The following is a 20,210-nucleotide window of genomic DNA, read 5'->3' on the forward strand; positions in this document are numbered from 1 at the left end:
CCCGGAAGGGGCGGCGGCCACGGCCGTGTGTACGGGAGGAGGGTCAGTCCTTCTTCGGCTCCTCCAGGCGCGGGAAGAGCACCGCGCCCTTCGTCACCGTCGTGCCCGCCGGGAGTCGGCCCCAGTCGCCCGCCGACTGGACCGGCTGGGTGGACAGGGCGCCCAGGGTCGCTTCCGCGCCCAGGGAGTCCCAGAGCTTCTGGGAGGTCTCCGGCATGATCGCGTTCAGCAGGACCGCGACGCCGCGCAGCGACTCGGCCGCCGTGTACAGGATCGTCGCCAGGCGGGCGCGGCCCGTCTCCGACTCGTCCTTCGCGACCTTCCACGGCTCCTGCTCCGTGATGTAGCCGTTGACCTGCTTCACGAAGTCGAAGATCGCCAGGATGCCGCCCTGGAAGTCCAGCTCCTCGCCGATCTTCTGGTCGGCCGTCGCGACGGCCTTCGCCAGGCCCTCGTGGATCGCCTTCTCCGCGTCGCCGTCGGCCGTCGCGGCCGGCAGGGCGCCGTCGAAGTACTTGCCGACCATCGCCGCGACCCGGGACGCCAGGTTGCCGTAGTCGTTCGCCAGCTCGCTCGTGTAGCGGGCGGTGAAGTCCTCCCAGGAGAACGAGCCGTCCTGGCCGAACGCGATCGCGCGCAGGAAGTACCAGCGGTACGCGTCCACGCCGAAGTGCGAGGTCAGGTCCTGCGGCTTGATGCCCGTCAGGTTCGACTTCGACATCTTCTCGCCGCCGACCATCAGCCAGCCGTTCGCGGCCACGCGGCCCGGAACCGGCAGGCCCTGGGCCATCAGCATCGCCGGCCAGATGATCGCGTGGAAGCGCAGGATGTCCTTGCCGATGAGGTGGACGTTGGCCGGGAAGGTCTCGTTGAACTTCTCCGGGTTCTCGTTGTAGCCGACCGCCGTCGCGTAGTTCAGCAGCGCGTCGATCCACACGTAGATCACGTGCTTGTCGTCCCACGGGACCGGCACGCCCCAGTCGAACGTCGAGCGCGAGATCGAGAGGTCCTCAAGGCCCTGCTTGACGAAGTTCAGCACCTCGTTGCGGGCCGACTCCGGCTGGATGAAGCCCGGGTTCGACTCGTAGAACTCGATCAGCTTCGGGCCGTACTCGCTCAGCTTGAAGAAGTAGTTCTCCTCCTTGAGGATCTCCACCGGCTTCTTGTGGACGGCGCACAGCTTCGTGCCGTCCTCGGCCTCGATGAGATCGCCCGGGAGCTTGTACTCCTCACAGCCCACGCAGTACGGGCCTTCGTACCCGCCCTTGTAGATCTCGCCCTTGTCGTACAGGTCCTGCACGAACTCCTGCACACGGTCCGTGTGCCGCTTCTCCGTCGTCCGGATGAAGTCGTCGTTCGCGATGTTCAGGTGCTCCCAGAGGGGCTTCCACGCCTCCTCGACGAGCTTGTCGCACCAGGCCTGGGGCGTGACGTTGTTCGCCTCGGCCGTGCGCATGATCTTCTGACCGTGCTCGTCCGTGCCGGTGAGGTACCACACCTTCTCGCCGCGCTGACGGTGCCAGCGCGTGAGCACGTCGCCTGCGACGGTCGTGTAGGCGTGGCCCAGGTGAGGAGCGTCGTTGACGTAGTAGATGGGGGTCGAGACGTAGAACGCCTTCGCCCCCTGCTTCTCGGATCCAGTGGCCGCCATGGTCGAAATCCTAACGGGCAGTTCAAGATCCACTCACATCGATAACCGAGGGGTGGGACGGGGCGCGGGAGCGTGGAGACCTTTCCGAAACGTTGGCCCCCGTAGAAAGAGCCGTGGCCACCGGCAGCGAGGAAGAGATCATGCGCGTACTTGTCGCCGAGGACGAGGAGGTCCTCGCCGAGCTCGTCGCCACCGGACTGCGGCGGGCCGGCTTCGCCGTCGACACCGTCTACAGCGGCGACGCCGCCCTCGCCTACCTGGGCCTGCACGACTACGACGTCGTCGTCCTCGATCGCGACCTGCCCCGCGTCCACGGCGACGACGTCGCCCGCCGGCTCGTCGCCCAGGCCGCCCGGACCCGGATCCTGATGCTGACCGCCTCCGCCTCGACCGAGGACCGTGTCGAGGGGCTCGACCTCGGCGCCGACGACTACCTCGGCAAGCCCTTCGAATTCCCCGAGCTGGTGTCCCGCGTGCGCGCGCTGCGACGGCGCAGCGCCCGTCCCGTACCGCCGCAGCTGGAACGGGCGGGGGTCGCCATGGACACCGTGCGGCGGACCGTGACCAGGGACGGCCGCGCGCTCGACCTCTCCCCGAAGGAGTTCTCCGTGCTGCAGGTCCTGCTGGAGGCGGACGGCGCCACGGTCTCCGCCGAGGAGCTCCTGGAACGCGCCTGGGACGCGCACACCGACCCCTTCACGGGAGCGGTACGGGTCTGCATGAGCAAGCTGCGCGCGAAGCTCGGCGAGCCCGCGCTGATCCGGACGGTGCAGGGCGTGGGGTACGCGCTGTGAGCGCCGGCCTCCTCGGAGCGGGATCCACGATCCGTACCCGGATCGCGCTCGTGTACGGGGGAGTGTTCGTCGTCCTCGGCGGCTGCCTGCTGGCGGTCGTCAACCTGCTGTCCCGGGCCGGTACGGACGGGGAGGCGGAGGCGATCGCCGCGCGGGTCCGGGTGGTGGCGCCGTTCGAGACGGTCACCGCGTACCGGCTGAGCGACGACGTCAGCCGGGCGGCGGGCGAGCAGTGGCTCATGTGGTCCTGCCTCGCCCTGGTCGTCATGGCCTTCGGCGCGGTCGTCGTGGGCTGGTGGACCGCCGGGCGGATGCTGCGGCCGGTCCACGAGATGACCGCGCGGGCACGGCGGCTCTCGGAGCGGAACCTGCACGTGGGGGTCCCGCCGGACGGAGCCTGGGGGAGGATCGCGGCAGTCGGGCCCGACGACGAGCTGAAGGAGCTCGGCGACACGATCGACGCGCTGCTGGGGCGTCTGGAGGCGGCGTTCGACAGCCAGCGGCGGTTCATCGCGAACGCCTCGCACGAGCTGCGGACCCCGCTCGCCACGCAGCGCACCGCGATCCAGGTCGGGCTGGACGACTCCTCCGAGGTCAAGCAGGTCCTGCTGGACAGCAACCGCCGCAGCGAGCGGCTCATCGAGGGGCTGCTGCTCCTGGCCCGGAGCGAGCGGGGTCTTGAGGCGCGGGAGGACGTACGGCTGGGGGAGGTCGTCGAGGAGGAGTGCGAGACGTACGGGGTGGGGTTGAGGGCCGGGGCGACGGCGGGGGCGGTGTCGTGGGCGGAGGCGACGGCGGAGGTCGGTGTCGTGGGCGAGGGTGGAGTGGCGCTTTCGGGGCCCGCCGCGGGTGCTTTCGCGCGGGGCGCGGCCGTGGCTTCTGAGGGGGGTGCCGGGGGTGGTGTCGCGGGTGGTGCCGCTGGGGGCGCCTCGGGCGGTGTCGCCGTGGCCTCTGGGGGCGGGGTCGTGCGCGGGAACCGGGTGCTGCTCGGGCAGCTCGTACGGAATCTCGTCGCGAACGCGGTCGCGTACAACGTGCCCGACGGGTCGGTGGAGGTGTCCGTCCGGGCAGGCGTGGTGACCGTCGTCAACACCGGGCCCGTGGTGGCGGCCGACGAGGTGCCGGGGCTCTTCGAGCCCTTCCGGCGAGGGGAGGGGCGCGACCGGATGGGGCCCGGGGCGGGGCTCGGCCTGTCGATCGTGCGGTCGATCGCGGCGGCGCACGGGGGGACGGTGGAGGCCGTGGCGCGGGGCGCGGAGGAGGGCGGGGGCCTGGTGGTGACGGTGACGTTGCCCGTCACCGTCACCACCGGGCACTGAGGCGTCGCGCCCCTGCTAGATCTGCCAGTCGGCGAGCAGCCCGCCGTAGAACGCGGAGTGCGCGGTCTCGGACGGGGTCGCGCCGGCGAGGAAGTGGCCGGTGCGAGGGGCGGTGAGCTTACGCAGGTAGTCGAAGGCCTTGTTGTCCTCCTCGCCCCAGGCCACGAACTGCCAGTGGATCGGGCGGTCGGCGGCCTCGGCGAGGGCCTGGGTGGCGGCGGTCTTCGACTCGGGGGCGCCGTCGGTCTGGAAGACGACGAACGCGGGTCGGGTCGGGTCGGCCTTCTCGTGGTGGGCGAGGACCTCTTCGACGGCGCGGTGGTAGTTCGTACGGCCCAGGCGGCCGAGGCCCGCGTTGATCTCGTCGATGCGGCCCTCGAGGCCCTGGGGGCGGAGCTCTGCGGTGCCGTCGATGTCGGTCGAGAAGAAGACCGTGGTGACGGTGGCGTCCTCGTCGAGGTGGGCGGCGAGGGCGACGGTCTGTTCGGCGATGCGCTGCACGGAGCCGTCCTTGAAGTACCCGCGCATCGAGCCGGACCGGTCGACGACGAGGTACACGGCGGCCCGCGCCCCGGCGAGCCCCTGCTTCTTGAGCACGGCCCCGGCGGCCTTGTAGGCGTCGACGAGGTGGGGGGCGTCGGCCTTGACCTCGGCGAGGGAGGTGGCGGGGGCGGCCTGCTCCTTCGGCGCGGGGGATTCGGAGACCGGAGCCTCCGCGGGCTCGGTGTCCGCGACGGCCTCCGGCTCGGGGGCGGTCTCGTCCGCGACGAGTACGGCCTCCGGCTCGGGGGCGGCGGCGTCGGCGGACGCGTCCGACTCGAACTCCGCCTCCGGCGCGGTCTCGACGGGAGCGTCGTCTGCGGCAGCCGCGACGAGCGCGTCCTGAGCCTGCGGCTCGGCCGCGTCGGCCTCGGTGTCGGTGTCGTTCTGTGCCTCAGCCTCGGGCTCGGCCGTTTCCTGCGCCGTGGTTGCCTCGGCGTCGTCCGCCGACGCCGTCTCGTCGACGGCTTCCGTCGCGAGCGGCTCGGCCTCGACCGCGACCTCGGCGGTCGGCTCTGCCGCGGTCGACGGCTCCGCCTCGGCGGCCTCCGTCGTGGGCGCCTCGGGCTCCGCCGCGGGCTCGGCCGTCTCGGCCTTCGCTTCGGCCTCGGCAGCGTCCGCAGCGAGCGCTTCCGCCTCCGGCTCGGCCACCGCCGTGGCGGGCACCTGAGGCTCCGCCTCGGGCTCCGCCGCGACTGCCTCCGGCTCGGCGTCGGCGGCAACCGTCTTCGGCTCCGTCGCTACCGCCTCAGCCTCAGCCGCTGCCGCCTCGGTCGCCTTCGGCTCCGCCTCGGCCACGACCTCCGTCTCTGCCTCGGCCGCTACTGCCTCCGGCTCCGCCTCAGCCGTGACCGGCTCGGTCGCCTTCGACTTCTCCGCCTCGGCCACCACCTCCGGCTCCACCTCGGCCTCGGCCACCGCTGTTACGGTCGCCTCAGCCTCGGCCTCAGCCGCTGCCGGCTCGGTCGCCTCCGGCTTCTCCGCCTCGGCCACAACCGCCTCAGCCGCGACCGGCTCCGTCGCCTCCGGCTCCACCTCGGCCGTGACCGGCTCCGTCGTGACCGGCTCCGTCGCGACCGGCTCCGTCGCCTCCGGCTCCGCCGACCTCGCTCCCGGGACCTTCGGGTTGTCGAAGGCCGCCGCCACGAGGTCGTCCGCCGCGCGCTGGGCCGCCGACTCCTTCGGGCGGGGGGCTGACGGCGTCGACGCCCGCGCCCGCTCCGGCTCCGCGGCCGTCCGCTCCCCGTCCGCCGGCGACGGCAGCGTCACCGATACCGGCTCGTCAGACGTCGCGCGGTCCGCCTGGGGCGGGACGGAGGTTGCCGGAGTTTCGTCGTGCTGGTCCGCACGGTCGCGTCCGAACACCTTGCGCAGCAAGCTCCGAATGCCCATGGGCGAGGCCTTTCGCATGAGTTGGGTGCGATGAATGTCCGTACTGGGAGGAATCATCCCTGGCCAGGGCGGACACGTAAGGTTAGCGGCCCCTGGTGTGTCGCCATCGGCGCCCCAAGCGGACCCACAAACGGTGCCCCAAGTGGCCTCCGGACGCCCGCCACGCGGGCCCGTGAGCCGCCCCGCGGGCCCGCCCGCCAGGCCCGCGCCCCAACCCGCTCCACCCATGGCCCCAGGCGCCCCCGGGTGCCCCGGGCCGTTCCCGCTCCCCCTCACCCGCGCCCCTGATCCGCCCCGCCTCCGCCCCCAACCGCCCCCGGTTCCCCCGCATTCATCCGACGTTCACTCCGGCGCCGCCCCCGTGCAGATGTGCACACATAACGTCACCGCGGATGGAATCCCGACACCATGTCGGGACCAAGGGGCGGCGCGGTACGCGCCGGAGGAGGACCAAGTGCGCAAACTGCTGCCGCTGCTGAGCACCAACCCGCACGGAGGCGGCCGTTCCGCCCTCACCTGTCGGTTCCGCTGTGGTGACGCCTGCTTCCACGAGGTGCCCAACACCAGCGACAACGAGTACGTCGGCGATGTCATAGCCGGCGCCTACTCCCGCCGTTCGATGATCCGCGCCGCCGCCGTCGTCACCGTCGCGGCCGCCGCCGGCGGTGCCGTGGTCGGTTCGGGCAGCGCCCCCGCCGTCGCCGCTCCGGCCGACGGCCAGGGATACGGGCACAAGCCCGGCAAGCCCACCGACGGCGCCCGTGGCCTGCGCTTCGCGCCCGTCGCGCCCAACACCGCCGACAAGGTCACGGTCCCCGCCGGTTACGAGCAGAACGTCGTCATCCGCTGGGGCGAGCCGATCCTCCGCGGTGCCCCGGCCTTCGACGCCGACAAGCAGACCGCCAAGGCGCAGGCCGGTCAGTTCGGCTACAACAACGACTTCCTGAGCCTGCTCCCGCTCCGCGGCGAGCACAACCGCCAGGTCCTCGTCGCGAACCACGAGTACACCGACGAAATCCTGATGTTCAAGGGTTACGACGCCGCCAACCCGACCCGCGAGCAGGTCGAGATCGCCTGGGCCGCCCACGGTCTCTCCGTCGTCGTGGTCCAGGAGGAGCACCGCTCCGGCAAGCTCACGCCGGTCAGCCGGCACCCGCTCAACCGCCGTCTCCACACCACCAGCGAGTTCGAGCTGACCGGCCCGGCCGCCGGCTCCGCGCTGCTGAAGACCTCCGTCGACCCGTCCGGCCGCAAGGTGCTCGGCACCCTCAACAACTGCGCCGGCGGCACGACCCCGTGGGGCACCACCCTCCACGGCGAGGAGAACTTCAACCAGTACTTCGCCAACGGATCCAGCGCCACCGACAAGCGCTACGGCATCGGCACCGGCGCCTCCGAGCGCAAGTGGGAGCGGTTCGACAAGCGCTTCGACCTCAAGCAGGAGCCGAACGAGGTCCACCGTCAGGGCTGGGTCGTCGAGCTCGACCCGTACGACCCCGACTCCACGCCGAAGAAGCGCACCGCGCTGGGCCGTTTCAAGCACGAGGCCGCGCAGCCCCGCCTCACCGAGGACGGCCGCCCGGTCGTCTACATGGGCGACGACGAGCGGTTCGACTACTTCTACAAGTTCGTCTCGTCGAAGCGGATGAAGAAGGGCGGCTCCCGCGCCGCCCGCGAGCACAACCTCACGCTGCTCGACGAGGGCACCCTCTACGTCGCCAAGCTGACCGGCGACAGCCCGGCCGCCGAGATCGACGGCACGGGCAAGCTGCCCAACGACGGTGAGTTCGACGGCAGCGGTCAGTGGATCCCGCTCGCCACCGGAGACGTCTCCCACGTGCCCGGCATGACCGCCGAGGAGGTGTACGTCTTCACCCGGCTCGCCGGTGACAAGGTCGGCGCCACGAAGATGGACCGCCCCGAGGACGTCGAGCCGTCCCCGCGCTCCGGCCGCGTCTACGTCGCGCTCACCAACAACTCCGACCGCGGCAAGGCCGGCAAGGCCGGTGCGGACGAGGCCAACCCGCGCAACCTCAACAAGCACGGCCAGATCCTGGAGCTCGCCGAGCACTGGGACGACCCGTCCTCCGACGGTTTCGCCTGGCGTCTCTTCCTCGTCGCCGGCGACCCGAACGACCCGGCCACGTACTTCGCGGGCTTCCCCAAGGAGAAGGTCTCCCCCATCTCCTGCCCGGACAACGTCGCCTTCGACCCGCACGGCAACCTGTGGATCTCCACCGACGGCAACCAGCTCGGCTCGCACGACGGACTCTTCGGTGTCGCCACGAAGGGCGAGCGCCGAGGTGAGCTCAAGCAGTTCCTGACGGTCCCGAAGGGCGCCGAGACCTGCGGCCCGATCATCCAGGACCGCCGCGTCGTGGTCGCCGTCCAGCACCCGGGCGAGATCGACGGCGCCTCCGTCGAGAACCCGAAGTCGGAGTGGCCCGACGGACCCGGCAAGATCGTCCGCCCGTCCGTCGTCGCCGTCTGGCGCAAGGACGGCGGTGACATCGGCGTCTGAGCCGGCCGAGAACGTGGTGTGGGGGGCGTGGCACCGCCCCTCACACCACCCCCAGGCCCTCCCTGAACCGTACGAACTGCTCCTCCGGATCCCCGGTGTACGACCACGGCACCCACGACGCCCGCGCCCCGAGCATCCCGAGCACCTCCCGTGCCACCTCCACCTGGCCCGCGTAACACGCCGCGTGTGCCAGGTAGTTGAGGTCGGGTACCTCCTCCGGTGCCACCGGGCGGCCCGGTTCCCGGCCGCCGATCCAGCGGGCGTGTGTCCGCCGGAGCTCCGTCACCGCCAGCTCGTGCTTCCAGTGCTGGTCGAAGCCGCGCACCGGGCCCCGGCCGAGCGCACCGTCCGCGATGTAGCGGTACTCCTCCACCCGCGCCACCTGGACCAGGATCGGCAGCGGCGAGCCCGGCGGCGCCACACCCGCCGCGTCCCGCGCGAAGTCGTACATCGCGCCGTGCGTGCCGTGCCACCGCGCCGACCAGTAGCGCAGCAGCTGCGCGTGACCCTCCGTGTTGTACGGGTCCCTCCGCCGCAACTCGTCGAACCACTGCCGTAGTTCGCGCCGCTGCACTCCGCCGTCGTAGAGCCGCGCCACCGACAGCAGCGACACCCAGGGCATCGGGTCCGCGGGCGCCGCCTGCGCCGCGCCGAGGCAGGAGTCGACCGTCGAGTCGAGCCGTCCCCGGTCCACGACGCTGCCCCGGCCGGCCGCGATGGCCGTGTCGAAGACCCGGACCACTTCGGTCGCGGCCCGCAGCACCGCCGCGTCCGGACTGTCCGGCTCGGCCGCCCGCCATGCCTCGACCGTCGAGCTCCCCGCGGCGGCGTGCGCCAGGAGCCGCAGCCGGTGCGTCCGGCGCGGCCAGTCCTCGCCCGTCGCCCGCAGCAGGTCCCGTACGCCCTGCCAGCGCCCGATGACCATGTCGTGGCGCGCCTCGGTGAGCGCACGGTCCCCGAAGTCCGGATCGAGGTCGGGCGTGAAGCGTGCCGAGCGCGACGAGCGCGACGGTCGGCGGAGAGCGGCCATCCGGGTCCTCCCTCGGAAACCAGTAGTTCAGTGACTAGTAGTTCAGTGACCAGCGGGAGTCCCGCGTCAGAAGTCCGTCGCCAAGCTCTCGTCCGCCCGCCGCGCCCGCGGCCTCGTCGGGCCGAACGGGTCCGCCGCCGCCAGCGCGCGCGCCGCGTCGAGTCGGGCCGGACGGTAGTACGCGCTCCCCTTCCGCCAGTACACGAGCATCGGGACGACCCCGGCGAGCAGTCCGCCGAGGCCGATGGTCAGGGAGGTCGTGGACAGCTCCCCCAGCGACTCCACGAACGCCCACAGCATGAACGCGGAGCCGAGGAGCGGCCAGGCGCCGCCGACGAGGAAGTTGCGTACGGAGGTCAGCAGCATCCCCTTGTACGCGACGACCGCGGCGATGCCCGCGAGGCCGTAGTAGAACGCGATCTGGAGGCCGATCGCGGAGACCGCGTCGCGGAGGATCGACGCCATGGAACCGGCGGCCGCGGCCGCGCCGAACATCACCAGCGCCGCGACCCCGACGGCGGCGATCGCCACCCATGGGGTGTTCCAGCGGCGGTGGACGGTGCCGAGCGCGGCCGGCATCGTGCGGTCGCGGCCCATCGCGAACAGCGAGCGGGTCACCTGGATGAGGGTGGTCTCCAGGGTGGCGACGGTGGACAGCAGCACCGCCATGATCAGCAGCTTTCCGCCGACGCCGGGCCAGATCTCCTGGCCGAGGACGGCCAGGACGTTCGCCCCGGCGGATTCGATCCGGCCCGCGCTGAGCAGCACGTTGACCGAGACGGTGAACGCCTCGAAGAGCAGGAAGACGACGCCGACGCCGACGAGGGCGGCGAGCCCGGCGGTGCGGCGGCTGTCGCGGGTCTCCTCGCTGAGGTTGCTGGTGACGTCCCAGCCCCAGTAGTAGAACGCGGCGATCAGCGCGCCCGAGGCGAAGCCGGCCGGGCCGTCGAAGTGCTCGAAGCCGAACCAGGACCAGTCGAAGGCGGTGGCGTGGCCGCGGTGCAGGACGACCGCGCCGACGAAGACGACGAGGATCAGCATCTCGACGCCCGACATGAGGAGTTGGGCCCGTACGGTGAGCCGGGCGCCGCCCAGGACCACGAGCAGCATCATCAGGAACCAGCCGGCGCCGACGGCGGCGGCCAGCGGGGTGTCGTCGGCGAGGTCCGGATCGATCAGGGAGAGCGTCATCGCGCCGGCGGGAAGCGAGCCGGCGACCATGAAGACGGTCGCGGAGACGACCAGGGCCCAGCCGGAGAGGAAGCCGAGGAAGGGGTGGAGGGTGCGTCCCACCCAGGAGTAGCCGGCGCCCGCGTTGACGTCGATGCGGCCGAGGCGGGAGTAGGCGAGGACGATGCCCAGCATCGGTATGGCGCAGTAGAGGAGCGCCGCCGGTCCGGCGAGGCCGACCGCGCCGAAGAGGACGGCGGTGGTGGCGGCCAGCGAGTAGGCGGGGGCGCTGCCCGCGACGGCCATGACGATCGTGTCGAACGTCCCGAGGACATTGGGCTGGAGGCCTCTGCCGGTGGTGGTGCGCATGGCGGATGTCCTTGGGGGCACGTGGGGGTGGCGCAGGACGAAGTGACCGTGTCGCCGGGTCACTTGTTCGCCGGAACGAGCACGGATCAAGGTGAATCGAGCGCATCGTAGTCGCACCTGTGGATTCCGGTAACGGCGGTATGGAGGGTTCCGTTCAGTGACCGCCGGTAAGGGCATCCGTACGCCCCGCGTCGGGTGTTTAGTCCGTCTCGCGCCGGGGAGTGGCGATGGCCCGGGCCGCGCTCACCTCTTGGCGCAGCGGGGCGAGCACCCCCTCCTCGTCGCCGTGCAGCTCCGTCCGTACCTCCACCAGGACGGCGCTGCTGCGCAGTCCGTCGGCGAGCTCCCGCAACTGCTGTTCCACTTCTTCCACTTCCGCCGGGGCGGGGGCGGGTGCGCCGTGGTTGACGCGGACCCGGGCGGCGGTCGTCGCGTCGACGATCCGTTCCACGGCGACGACCAGCGGCCACCAGGCGGAGGCGACGGTGCCGGTCGGCGGGGGTTCGGTCAGGGCGCGCTGGAACTCGGAGCGTACGGCCGACAGGTCGCGGTAGAGCCTGCGCCTGGCCCGGATCCGGGCGGCCTGGTCCGCCTGCTCGGGCGCACAGAACGCGCGGTTCACATAGGCCGCGGAGTCGGCGACGGCGTCCGCGAGCCGGTCGCCGATCCGGCTGTGCCAGGACTCGGGCCAGAGCAGATAGCCGGCGACCAGCGCGATCGCGCAACCGACGAGCGAGTCCCACAGCCGGGGGAGCACGAGGTCGAAGCCCTGGTGGTTGAGGAGGTCGGAGAGCAGCAGGATGACGGGGGTGATCGCCGCGGTCTGGAAGGCGTACCCCTTGGCGGAGAAGGCGGGGATCAGTCCGGCGAGCACCAGCATGATCGGGACGTACCACCAGCCGCGCGGGACCTCGGCGAAGACGAGGGCGGCGGTGACGAGCCCGACCGCGGTTCCGGCGGCGCGCAGCACGGCGCGGGAGAAGACGGAGCCGAAGTCCGGCTTCAGGACGAACGTGACGGTGAGGGCGACCCAGTAGGAGCGGGGTACGTCGATGAGCGAGACCAGCGCCTGGGCGAGGCCGATGCAGAGCGCGAGCCGTAGCCCGTACCGCCAGGACGCCTCGGAGAACATCACGGAGCGGGCCGTGCGGCGCACCCGCACGCGCAGGGCGGCGGGGCGTCCGAGGCGGTCGTCGACGTTGAAGGGGTTCGGTTCCGCTTCGTGGACGACGGTCGCCGCGTGGCGCAGTGCCTGGTCCACCGCCTTCTCGGACGGGCGTTCGGCCTCCGGGAGGTCGAGCACGGGGGTGCCGGTGCGGCCGCCCACCTCGATCGCGTCGGCCAGCCCGCGCACGGCGGCCGGGATCTCGGGGGGCAGCGGCCGGTGGAACCGCCGGGCCGCGAAGTGCGCGGCCGGGGCGGCCTCGACCAGCGGGATCACCACGTTGAGCTGCGCGAGCAGCCGGACGAGGGTGGGCGCGCGGCCGTGGAAGCGGGTGCGGCGGGCGAGGACGAGGTCGTAGGACTGGTTGAGGGAGGTGGTGACGGCCTGGCGCTTCTCCTCGTACGTCTCCGAGCCGGCGGCTTCGAGGACGTCGGCGACGGCCCGGTACGTGCCGGCCACCGCGGATCGCTCCGGGATGCCGCCGCGCAGTGGCCAGCCGAGCAGGGTGAGGAACAGGACCACGACCCCGCCGAGGGTGAGCAGCAGGGGCGCCTTCCACCAGGGCTCGGGCATGGGCAGGCCGGCGCCGACGACGGCGTTGAGGAGGAGCAGCAGGCCGGAGACGGAGGCGACGGCGCCGATCGAGGAGATCATCCCGGAGACGAGCGCGACGAGGGTCAGGACGATGACGGCGAGCCAGCCCTGGTCGAAGACGAGGGTGCCGAGGGTGACGCCGAGTGCGCCGAAGAGCTGGGGGACGGCGATGTTGTAGAACCGCATCCGGTACGCGTCGGCGGTGTCGCCGATGACGCCGGAGAGGGCGCCCATGGAGACGAGGGCTCCGTAGACGGGCTCGTCGATCGCGAAGCCGACGGCGAGGGGCGCGGCGAGGGCGACGGATGCGCGGGCGACGGCGGCCCAGGGGATGGGCGCAGGGCCGGGTCGTAGCCCGGCGGTGAGCCAGGGGGGCGGGGTGAGCCGGGGGGTACGCGCCATGCGACCAACTTACGGCGCGGAGCCTGCCACCCCCCGTCGTGGGCACCGCCCCAGGGGGTTTCAGCTGCGGTAGCTTTCCACCTCCGCGGCCGGGCGGAGGGCTGCCGTGTCCGGGTCCTCGCCGAATTCCGCCTTCGCTCGCCGCTGGCGCAGCAGGTCCCAGCACTGGTCCAGTTGCACCTCCAGCTCGGTGAGCCGGGTCCGCTCCTCGTCGAGCAGCCCGCCGACCCGCTGCCGCAGGGCCCGCTCCTCCTCGACGAGGGCGCCGATGTTCGCCAGGATCTGCTCGTCGTCGTACATCCGGTCCATGTAATCCAGCGTGGCCGATCAGCGGCCCGCGTGCAGGTCGAGCTCGGCGAGCACGGCCCGGTGGTCCGACCCCGCGAGGTCGAGGAAGCGCACCCCGCGCACCCGGAAGTCGTCGCTGACCAGCACATGGTCGATCTGGACGTACGGCGGCAGCGGCCCCTGTCCCTCCCGCGGCCAGGTCGGGGTCCGGGCGGCGCCCGCGAGCCGGGCTGCGTCGTGGAGCCGGCCGGCGTCCAGGACGGAGCGGAAGGCGGCGTGGTCCTGCGAGGCGTTGAAGTCGCCGGCGAGGATCACCGGCCCGCCGTCGCGCTGCGCGGCGGCGAAGTCCGCGACCCGTCCCAGTTCCCGCTTCCACGCGTCGACCTGGCGGGGGATGGGCGGCAGCGGGTGGGCGAGCCGGAGCTGTACGGTCCGGCCGCCGATCCGCGCGGTGGCGCCCGGCATCCCCATCACGGCCGGGATCGGGGGCTGCGCGGTCAGCGGGTACGCGCTGAGGACGACCGATCCCGTCGAGCCCTGGCCGTCCACGACCGCCCGGTGGGGGAGGTCGGGGCCGACGGCGGCGGTGAGGGTGCGGACACAGAGACGGTCGCACTCGGAGACGTACACGAGCTGCGGCCGCTCCCGGCGCACCGTCTCGACCAGCGCCTCCGTCCCCTGGCCGAACTCGACGTTGGCGGCGAGCACCCGGAGGCGTTCGACGACGGGACCGTGGGCGGTGGTGGTGTCCGGGCCGTACGGCAGGACGAACCAGCAGGTCGCCGCGAGGACGAGCACCGCCCAGCCCGCGAGCAGCCGCCGCCGAGCGAGCAGCGCCGGCAGCAGCGCGAGACCGGCCGGGAGGGCCAGCCAGGGCAGGAACGACAGCAACTGCGGTACGGGGGTGACCGCGTCGACGCCGATGAGCCGGCATCCGACCACCACGCTCGGCACGGCGACCAACAGCCCCGAGGCCCAGGCGGCGAGGCGCCGTCGGGGCCGTACGGGGGGAGGGAGGGGCGCGACGGCGGTACGGACGGAGGTCACGCCCTCAGTGTCGCAGCGCCTGCTGGATCTCCGCCGTCGTCTCCCCCGAGAGTGTGCGATTGCTGCGCGCCGTCCCGGTCTTGGACTTCCCCGGCTCGACGGCGTCGATGTTCAGGACGACGGCGTCGAGCAGATTGCCGGCGTCGTCACGGAAGTTGACCATGATCGTGTAGTCGGCGTTCTTGTCGAGCGGGTTGGTGGCGGTGATCTCGGCCGTGGTCCGGTCGCCGTCGACCTTGGTCGGGCCGGCCTTCACCTCGCCGGTGGCGTTCACTCCGTCCTTGACCTGGTTCATCTTCTCCTGGGCCGCCGAGGCGGCGGCCGCCGTGGCGGAGGACACGATGTCCTCCGCCGCCTGCTGGCTCTCCTCGGTGCAGCCGGTCGTGCCCGACACGGCCAGGGCGAGGAGGGCGGCGGTGGAGACGAGGGCGCGGCCGCGGATCACGCCACGCCGCTCTTCCGGAAGGAGGTGTCGTCCGTGGCCAGGGCCCAGATCACGAAGATCGAGACGGCCATCGAGAAGAGCGCCCACCAGGGGTGATACGGCAGGAAGAGGAACTGGGCGACGACGTTGAGGGAGGCCAGGGTGATGCCGCCCATCCGTCCCCACTCGGATCCCTTGAGAATGCCTGCGCCCGCGAGGCCGACGAGGATGCCGAGGATGAGGTGGACCCAGCCCCAGCTGGTGAGATCCCACTTGAAGACGTAGTCGCCGACGCGGGCGTAGACGTCGTCCTCGGCGATGGCCGCGATGCCCTGGAGGATGTCCAGGATGCCGATGACCACCATGAGGACACCCGCGAACAGGGTGCCGCTGGAGGCCGCCGTACCGCCGGAAGCGGCGTGCGGCGGACGGGGTGCGGTGTTCTGGCTCATGGGCTCATCGTCCGGCCGTTGCCCTGGAAGCGATCGTTCAGATGCGCCGATCGGGTGAGCGGAGGGCCGGGCTCACACGGCCGTCCGCTCACCGCGGCCGGGCTCGGACGGTGTCGAGGAACGCGGCGAGCGCCGCGTCGAACTCGTCGGGGCGCTCCAGGTTCGGCATGTGCGCGGCCCGTTCGACGACGACGAGCGTGGAGTCGGGAAGCAGGGCGTGCATCGCCTCCGCGTCCGCCACCGGGGTGTACGCGTCGTCGCGGCCCACGACCACCAGGGCGGGTACGGAGACGGCGCGGAGCACGTCGTCGTAGTCGGGGCGCTCGGCACGGCCGCGCAGCGCCGCCGCCGCGCCCTCGGGGTCGGTGGCGCACATCATCCGGTGGACGTGGGGCCGGGCATGGGTGTTGTACGGCGCGACCATCCGGTCGAGGACCTCGTCGGCGTACCCCTTCATGCCCTCCCGGACCAGCCGGTCGGCGAGTGCGCGGCGGCCTGCCTTCCCTTCCTCGGTCTCGGCGGAGGGGAAGGTGTCGGCGAGGACGAGGCCGCGGATGCGGTCGGGGAAGAGGCGGTGGCACTCCATGACGATCTGGCCGCCCATGGAGAGCCCGCCGAGGACGAACTCCTCGATGCCGAGGTGGTCGAGGAGCGCGGCGAGGTCCTCGGCGAAGGCGGAGAGCGGGGTGGTGCCGGGGACGACGGTGGTCGCTCCGTAGCCGCGCAGGTCGGGGGCGACGACCCGGTGCGTGGCCGAGAAGCGGTCGATCTGGGGCTGCCACATGGTGCGGTCGAAGGGATGGCCGTGGACCAGGACGAGCGCGGGGCCGGTACCCCGGTCCTCGTAGCCGATCGTGAGTCCGTTGATCTCTGCGGAGGGCATGGCCCGAGGCTAGGCAGAGCCCTTACCTCGGTGCAATGAGATCCTTTGCTCTCGGTGCAAAGAGGGAGGGAGCCGCTCTGATGGACGAGTACCGCAGGATCGCCGACCGGGTGGCGGAGCGGATCGCGGACGGGTGGCTGCGGCCCGGTGACCGACTGCCGCCGCAGAGGGTCTTCGCCCGTCGGCAGCGGATCGCCAACTCCACCGCGATCCGCGTGTACGGGGAGCTGGCGCGCCGCGGCCTGGTCGTCGGCGAGGTGGGCCGGGGCACGTTCGTCCGGGCGGCCCCGCCGCCGCCCGGTGCCGCGCTCGCGCTCGCGGAGGCGACCGGACGGGCGCCGGTCGATCTCCAGCTCAACTATCCGGTGGCGGACGGGCAGTCGGAGCTGATGGCGCGTGCGTTGACCGCCCTGGCGCGCCCCGATGTGCTGGCCGAGGCGACGAGCCGCCCGGCGGCGGCCGCGGGGACGCCGGAGGCGAGGGCGGCGGCGGTGCGGGTCCTCGCGCGGGCGGGCTGGGAGCCGGACCCCGACCGGGTGCTCTTCGCGGGCAACGGCCGCCAGGCCATCGCGGCGGCGGTCTCCGCGCTCGTACCGCCGGGCGGTGCGCTGGGTGTCGAGGCGCTGACGTATCCGCTGGTCAAGGCGGTGGCGGAGCGGCTCGGGGTACGGCTCGTGCCGATCGGGCTCGACGAGGAGGGGATGCGGCCCGACGCGCTGGCGGCGGCCCACCGCGCGGGTCCGCTCTCGGCCGTGTACGTCCAGCCGACGTTGCACAACCCGCTGTCCCTGACGGCTGGTTCGGGGCGGCGGGCCGAACTGGCGGGCGTCCTGCGGGAGTCGGGGCTCTTCGCGATCGAGGACACCACGTGGGCGTTCCTGGAGCCGGACGCCCCGGCGCCGCTCGCCGCCCATGCCCCGGAGCGGGTGGTCCTCGTGGACAGCCTGTCCAAGCGGCTCGCGCCCGGGCTGACCGTCGGCCATCTCGTCGCGCCGGAGGGCCGGGTGGAGGAGCTCGCCGGGGCGCTGCGCTCGGGCGCGTGGACGGCGGGGGGTCTGGCGCTCGCGGCGGCGACCCGGTGGGCGGCGGACGGGACCGTGGCGGAGGTCGGCGCGGCGAAGCGCGCGGACGCGGCGGCGCGGCACGCGCTGGTGCGGCGGCACCTGGGGGCGTACGAGATCCGTACGGCGCCGCACGCGTACTACTGCTGGTGGGAGCTGCCGGAGCCGTGGCGGGCGGAGACCTTCGTGGCCGCGGCGGCGGAGCGGGGCATCGCGCTGACCCCGGGCCCGGATTTCGCGGTGAGCGGGCGGACGGCGGGTCCGGGGGCGGGCTCCGGGGCGGCGGACGCCGTCCGGGTGGGGCTCGCCTCGCCGGCGCTTGAGGTCCTGGACGACGCGCTGCGGCGGCTCGCCGCGCTTGCATCCGAGATCCTGGACATCTAATATCCAGAACATGAGGATGAACGAGGGCGTCGAATGGGCGCTGCACAGCTGCCTCAATCTGGCCTGGATCGGGCCGGACCGGGCGGTCACGGCAGCGCGGCTCGCGGCGTACCACGAGCTGCCCGCCGCCTACCTCAACAAGCAGCTCCAGGCCCTCTCCCGGGCCGGGATCGTCAGCTCGGTCTCCGGCCCCAAGGGCGGCTTCCGGCTGGCGCGGCCGCTCGACCGGATCACCCTCATGGACGTCGTCACGGCGATCGAGGGCCCGGAGGAAGCGTTCCGCTGCTCCGAGATCCGGCAGCAGGGGCCCGGTGCCGGACCGGCCGGGAGTTACGCGGCCGAGTGCGCCATCGCCGGTGCGATGGGCGCGGCGGAGCTGGCCTGGAGGCGGGAGCTGGCGGCCCGCACCCTGGACGACGTACGGGAGCGGGCGGAGCTCCAGGCGCCCGCGGCCCCGGACCGTATCCGCCACTGGTTCGCCAACGCCTGAGTCCGCATCGGTTCGTTCGAGGCGCCCTCCCGGCCGGGAGGGCTTTTCAAGGGGGTTATTCTGGATGTTGGATATCCAGGTTAAGACGGAAGGGGCGTGGGCCCGGGTCGGAGCGGTCACGCTCGGCATCTTCACCGTCATGACGGCGGAGCTGCTGCCGGTCGGTCTGCTCACCCCGGTCGCGGCCGAGCTGGACGTGTCCGCCGGCACGGCGGGCCTGATGGTGACCGTCCCGGGTCTGGTGGCCGCGGTCTCCGCCCCGCTGATCGCCCTTCGGGCGGCCGGGGCCGACCGGCGCGCGACGCTCGTCGTCCTGATGGCACTCGTCGCCGCCGCGAACCTCGCCACCGCGGCCGCCGGACACTTCGCGGTCGTCCTCGGAGCCCGGGTCCTGCTCGGCGTCTCCATCGGCGGCTTCTGGGCCCTCGCGGGCGGCCTGGCACCCCGGCTCGTCCCCGCCCCCGACATCGGCCGGGCCACCGCCGTGATCTTCGGTGGGGTCTCGGCCGCCTCGGTGCTCGGCGTCCCGGTGGCCACCACGGCGGCGGAATGGACCGGCTGGCGTGGGGCGTTCGCCGCAGTGGGGGTGATGGCGGTGGTGGCGACGGGGGCTCTCGTGGCGCTGCTGCCGCGCCTGCCGGGCGGGCGGAGCGCTCCCGGACCCGGCGGCCGGTTCGGGAGGCTGCTGCGGCTGCCGCGCGACAACGCGCGCGTCCGCGCCGGGCTGCTCCTCACCCTCCTCCTCGTGACCGGCCACTTCCTCGCGTACTCCTTCGTACGGCCCGTGCTCGCCGAGCACGTCCATGTCTCCGAGGGGCTCGTCGGCGTGCTCCTCCTCGGGTACGGACTCGCGGGCGTGGCGGGGAACTTCCTCGTCGGCCCCGCGGCCGGCCGCTCCCCCCGCCGTACCCTCGCCGTCCTGTCCGCCGGACTGACCGCCGCGCTCCTCGCGCTCGCCGTCACCGGTGGCACGACCCCGGCCGGCGCCGCGCTGCTGCTCCTGTGGGGGCTCGCCTACGGCGGGGTCTCCGTCGGGCTGCAGTCCTGGTTCATGGCCGCCGCACCCGAGGACGTGGAGACGGCGACCGGCCTCTACGCCGGCGTCTTCTGCCTCTCGATCGCGCTCGGCGCCCTCCTCGGCGGGCTACTCCTCGACGCGACCACGCTCGTCGCGGTGCTCTGCACGGGCGCCGCGCTCACCCTGGCCGCCTGCCCGGCGGTCGTACTCCCCGGAAGGAAGCACACCTCATGACCGGCACCGACCAGCGCACGATCACCAACCCGGCGACGCTCCACGACCCGTCCCCCTTCGGTTACAGCCACGCCGTCTCCGCCCCCGGCGAACCGGTCTTCATCGGCGGCCAGTACGCCTCCGACGCGACCGGCTCCCCCGTCCCCGGGGACTTCGCCGCCCAGGTCGAGCTGTCCTTCACCAACCTCCGGCTCGCGCTGGAGGGCGCCGGGCTCGGCTTCGAGCACGTCGTGCGGCTCGGCTCGTACATCGTCGACCACGACCTCGCGAAGCTGGAGGTGCTGGGCAAGGCGCTGCACGGGGCCTTCGGCGACCGGCTGCCCGCGCAGACTCTCAGCGGGGTCGCGTCCCTGGCGCTGCCCGGGATGCTCTTCGAGATCGACGCGGTCGCGGTGCGACCGGCGGACTGATCCAGTTGCGGGGGCAGGGGCTTCGGGTGTGCCCTTGAGGATGGAGGGGGCGAGAGTGAAGGAGCTCCTGCCATGGCCGCACACGCAGCGGTGCCGACCCGACAGCCCATGAGTACCCACGGTCTGGGCCTGCCTGTGACGCTGGGCGTCATCTACGGCTTCTACGCGGCCTTCCTCCAGCGCGACGGCGGAGCGATCACCTGGGGACAGGTCCTGCTCGGCTTCGTCTCCGCGATCGTCCTCGCCGGGGCGACGTACGCACTGCGCCGCGGCGGTCGCGCACTGCCGCGCGAGCTGCGGGCCGCCGCATGGGCGGCGTTGGCGGGCGTCGCGATGGGGTTCCTGGTCAGCCTGTCCGACACGAGCGTGCTGTCGACGGTGATCCTGGCGCTGGTGGTGGCGGCCTGCATGGGCGGCACCGCGTTCTACTGGTTCTACACACACGAGGACACGCCCGCCCGGCCCCCGGCCCGCACGGCCTCGTAGGTCCCGTCGACCCCACCCGTACGTACGATCCCCCGTCCTCCCCCTGGCATCCCGGGCGGACCCGTCGGAGACTGGTTGAAGCGGTA

General features: G+C 72.8%; 18 protein-coding genes. 8 read left to right on the forward strand and 10 right to left on the reverse strand.

What is annotated here, in order from left to right; translation table 11 throughout:
* Positions 1-43: 43 nt before the first annotated feature.
* Positions 44-1,651, reverse strand: coding sequence for a methionine--tRNA ligase (gene metG, locus ACFQ7Q_RS16720; RefSeq protein ID WP_383555224.1), 1,608 nt, complete (start codon positions 1,649-1,651; stop codon positions 44-46).
* Between the two features lie 140 nt (positions 1,652-1,791).
* Between metG and ACFQ7Q_RS16725 the strand changes: the two genes are divergently transcribed.
* Together ACFQ7Q_RS16725 and ACFQ7Q_RS16730 are read left to right on the forward strand one after the other, a co-directional pair.
* A complete protein-coding gene (locus ACFQ7Q_RS16725; protein ID WP_383555227.1) occupies positions 1,792-2,445 on the forward strand; it encodes a response regulator transcription factor in 654 nt (217 codons plus the stop codon).
* The gene (locus tag ACFQ7Q_RS16730; protein ID WP_383555230.1) at positions 2,442-3,764 is read left to right on the forward strand and encodes a sensor histidine kinase; all 1,323 of its coding nucleotides are present in this window, start codon (positions 2,442-2,444) and stop codon (positions 3,762-3,764) included. Before ACFQ7Q_RS16725 ends, ACFQ7Q_RS16730 begins: the two co-directional genes overlap by 4 nt.
* Positions 3,765-3,779: 15 nt before the next feature.
* On the opposite strand, the gene ACFQ7Q_RS16735 is transcribed toward ACFQ7Q_RS16730, so the two are convergent.
* Complete coding sequence (locus ACFQ7Q_RS16735; protein WP_383555233.1) at positions 3,780-5,696, reverse strand: VWA domain-containing protein; 1,917 nt, start codon at positions 5,694-5,696, stop codon at positions 3,780-3,782.
* A 454-nt stretch (positions 5,697-6,150) separates the two neighbouring features.
* On the opposite strand from ACFQ7Q_RS16735, the gene ACFQ7Q_RS16740 reads away from it, so the two are divergent.
* Positions 6,151-8,217, forward strand: a complete 2,067-nt coding sequence (locus tag ACFQ7Q_RS16740) for a PhoX family protein (protein ID WP_383555235.1) — start codon at positions 6,151-6,153, stop codon at positions 8,215-8,217.
* A gap of 40 nt (positions 8,218-8,257) precedes the next feature.
* On the opposite strand, the gene ACFQ7Q_RS16745 is transcribed toward ACFQ7Q_RS16740, so the two are convergent.
* The 8 genes from ACFQ7Q_RS16745 to ACFQ7Q_RS16780 all read right to left on the reverse strand — a co-directional run bounded on the left by ACFQ7Q_RS16745 (position 8,258) and on the right by ACFQ7Q_RS16780 (position 16,041).
* Positions 8,258-9,247 carry a hypothetical protein gene (locus ACFQ7Q_RS16745; protein ID WP_383555238.1) on the reverse strand — a complete coding sequence of 330 codons (990 nt, stop codon included), beginning with the start codon at positions 9,245-9,247 and terminating at the stop codon, positions 8,258-8,260.
* 66 nt (positions 9,248-9,313) lie between these two features.
* Positions 9,314-10,786 (reverse strand): APC family permease, encoded by a 1,473-nt coding sequence (locus ACFQ7Q_RS16750; RefSeq protein WP_383555241.1) that lies wholly within the window; start codon positions 10,784-10,786, stop codon positions 9,314-9,316.
* Positions 10,787-10,985: 199 nt separating this feature from the next.
* Entirely contained in the window at positions 10,986-12,947 is a 1,962-nt protein-coding gene (locus ACFQ7Q_RS16755; protein WP_383555244.1) for an FUSC family protein, read from the reverse strand.
* A 60-nt stretch (positions 12,948-13,007) separates the two neighbouring features.
* Entirely contained in the window at positions 13,008-13,247 is a 240-nt protein-coding gene (locus ACFQ7Q_RS16760) for a DUF2630 family protein (RefSeq protein WP_383555390.1), read from the reverse strand.
* Positions 13,248-13,274: 27 nt separating this feature from the next.
* Positions 13,275-14,282: an endonuclease/exonuclease/phosphatase family protein gene (locus tag ACFQ7Q_RS16765; protein ID WP_383555246.1), complete on the reverse strand. Its 1,008-nt coding sequence runs from the start codon at positions 14,280-14,282 to the stop codon at positions 13,275-13,277.
* A 4-nt stretch (positions 14,283-14,286) separates the two neighbouring features.
* Positions 14,287-14,727 (reverse strand): hypothetical protein, encoded by a 441-nt coding sequence (locus ACFQ7Q_RS16770; RefSeq protein WP_383555248.1) that lies wholly within the window; start codon positions 14,725-14,727, stop codon positions 14,287-14,289.
* On the reverse strand, positions 14,724-15,158 hold the full coding sequence (locus ACFQ7Q_RS16775) for a hypothetical protein (protein WP_383555250.1): 435 nt from the start codon (positions 15,156-15,158) through the stop codon (positions 14,724-14,726). Before ACFQ7Q_RS16775 ends, ACFQ7Q_RS16770 begins: the two co-directional genes overlap by 4 nt.
* A gap of 88 nt (positions 15,159-15,246) precedes the next feature.
* Complete coding sequence (locus tag ACFQ7Q_RS16780) at positions 15,247-16,041, reverse strand: alpha/beta fold hydrolase (protein WP_383555253.1); 795 nt, start codon at positions 16,039-16,041, stop codon at positions 15,247-15,249.
* 80 nt (positions 16,042-16,121) lie between these two features.
* Here ACFQ7Q_RS16780 and ACFQ7Q_RS16785 point away from each other — a divergent pair, with 80 nt between their 5' ends.
* The 5 genes from ACFQ7Q_RS16785 to ACFQ7Q_RS16805 all read left to right on the forward strand — a co-directional run bounded on the left by ACFQ7Q_RS16785 (position 16,122) and on the right by ACFQ7Q_RS16805 (position 20,124).
* Positions 16,122-17,486, forward strand: a complete 1,365-nt coding sequence (locus tag ACFQ7Q_RS16785) for a PLP-dependent aminotransferase family protein (protein ID WP_383555255.1) — start codon at positions 16,122-16,124, stop codon at positions 17,484-17,486.
* 16 nt (positions 17,487-17,502) lie between these two features.
* Positions 17,503-17,976 carry an RrF2 family transcriptional regulator gene (locus ACFQ7Q_RS16790; protein WP_383555393.1) on the forward strand — a complete coding sequence of 158 codons (474 nt, stop codon included), beginning with the start codon at positions 17,503-17,505 and terminating at the stop codon, positions 17,974-17,976.
* 64 nt (positions 17,977-18,040) lie between these two features.
* Positions 18,041-19,228 carry an MFS transporter gene (locus ACFQ7Q_RS16795; protein WP_383555258.1) on the forward strand — a complete coding sequence of 396 codons (1,188 nt, stop codon included), beginning with the start codon at positions 18,041-18,043 and terminating at the stop codon, positions 19,226-19,228.
* On the forward strand, positions 19,225-19,638 hold the full coding sequence (locus ACFQ7Q_RS16800) for a RidA family protein (RefSeq protein ID WP_383555260.1): 414 nt from the start codon (positions 19,225-19,227) through the stop codon (positions 19,636-19,638). The genes ACFQ7Q_RS16795 and ACFQ7Q_RS16800 overlap by 4 nt, the downstream gene beginning before the upstream one ends.
* Before the next feature lie 72 nt (positions 19,639-19,710).
* Positions 19,711-20,124 carry a hypothetical protein gene (locus ACFQ7Q_RS16805; protein ID WP_383555262.1) on the forward strand — a complete coding sequence of 138 codons (414 nt, stop codon included), beginning with the start codon at positions 19,711-19,713 and terminating at the stop codon, positions 20,122-20,124.
* The last annotated feature ends 86 nt before the right edge of the window (positions 20,125-20,210 follow it).

The organism is Streptomyces sp. NPDC056527 (assembly GCF_042794475.1).
Taxonomy (GTDB): domain Bacteria; phylum Actinomycetota; class Actinomycetes; order Streptomycetales; family Streptomycetaceae; genus Streptomyces.

Coding starts and splice junctions, on each gene's coding strand:
- metG (WP_383555224.1), bottom strand. CDS start 1,651: ATGGCGGCCACTGGATCCGAGAAGCAGGGGGCGAAGGCGTTCTACGTC.
- ACFQ7Q_RS16725 (WP_383555227.1), top strand. CDS start 1,792: ATGCGCGTACTTGTCGCCGAGGACGAGGAGGTCCTCGCCGAGCTCGTC.
- ACFQ7Q_RS16735 (WP_383555233.1), bottom strand. CDS start 5,696: ATGGGCATTCGGAGCTTGCTGCGCAAGGTGTTCGGACGCGACCGTGCG.
- ACFQ7Q_RS16745 (WP_383555238.1), bottom strand. CDS start 9,247: ATGGCCGCTCTCCGCCGACCGTCGCGCTCGTCGCGCTCGGCACGCTTC.
- ACFQ7Q_RS16750 (WP_383555241.1), bottom strand. CDS start 10,786: ATGCGCACCACCACCGGCAGAGGCCTCCAGCCCAATGTCCTCGGGACG.
- ACFQ7Q_RS16755 (WP_383555244.1), bottom strand. CDS start 12,947: ATGGCGCGTACCCCCCGGCTCACCCCGCCCCCCTGGCTCACCGCCGGG.
- ACFQ7Q_RS16760 (WP_383555390.1), bottom strand. CDS start 13,247: ATGTACGACGACGAGCAGATCCTGGCGAACATCGGCGCCCTCGTCGAG.
- ACFQ7Q_RS16775 (WP_383555250.1), bottom strand. CDS start 15,158: ATGAGCCAGAACACCGCACCCCGTCCGCCGCACGCCGCTTCCGGCGGT.
- ACFQ7Q_RS16780 (WP_383555253.1), bottom strand. CDS start 16,041: ATGCCCTCCGCAGAGATCAACGGACTCACGATCGGCTACGAGGACCGG.
- ACFQ7Q_RS16785 (WP_383555255.1), top strand. CDS start 16,122: ATGGACGAGTACCGCAGGATCGCCGACCGGGTGGCGGAGCGGATCGCG.
- ACFQ7Q_RS16790 (WP_383555393.1), top strand. CDS start 17,503: ATGAACGAGGGCGTCGAATGGGCGCTGCACAGCTGCCTCAATCTGGCC.
- ACFQ7Q_RS16795 (WP_383555258.1), top strand. CDS start 18,041: ATGTTGGATATCCAGGTTAAGACGGAAGGGGCGTGGGCCCGGGTCGGA.
- ACFQ7Q_RS16800 (WP_383555260.1), top strand. CDS start 19,225: ATGACCGGCACCGACCAGCGCACGATCACCAACCCGGCGACGCTCCAC.
- ACFQ7Q_RS16805 (WP_383555262.1), top strand. CDS start 19,711: ATGGCCGCACACGCAGCGGTGCCGACCCGACAGCCCATGAGTACCCAC.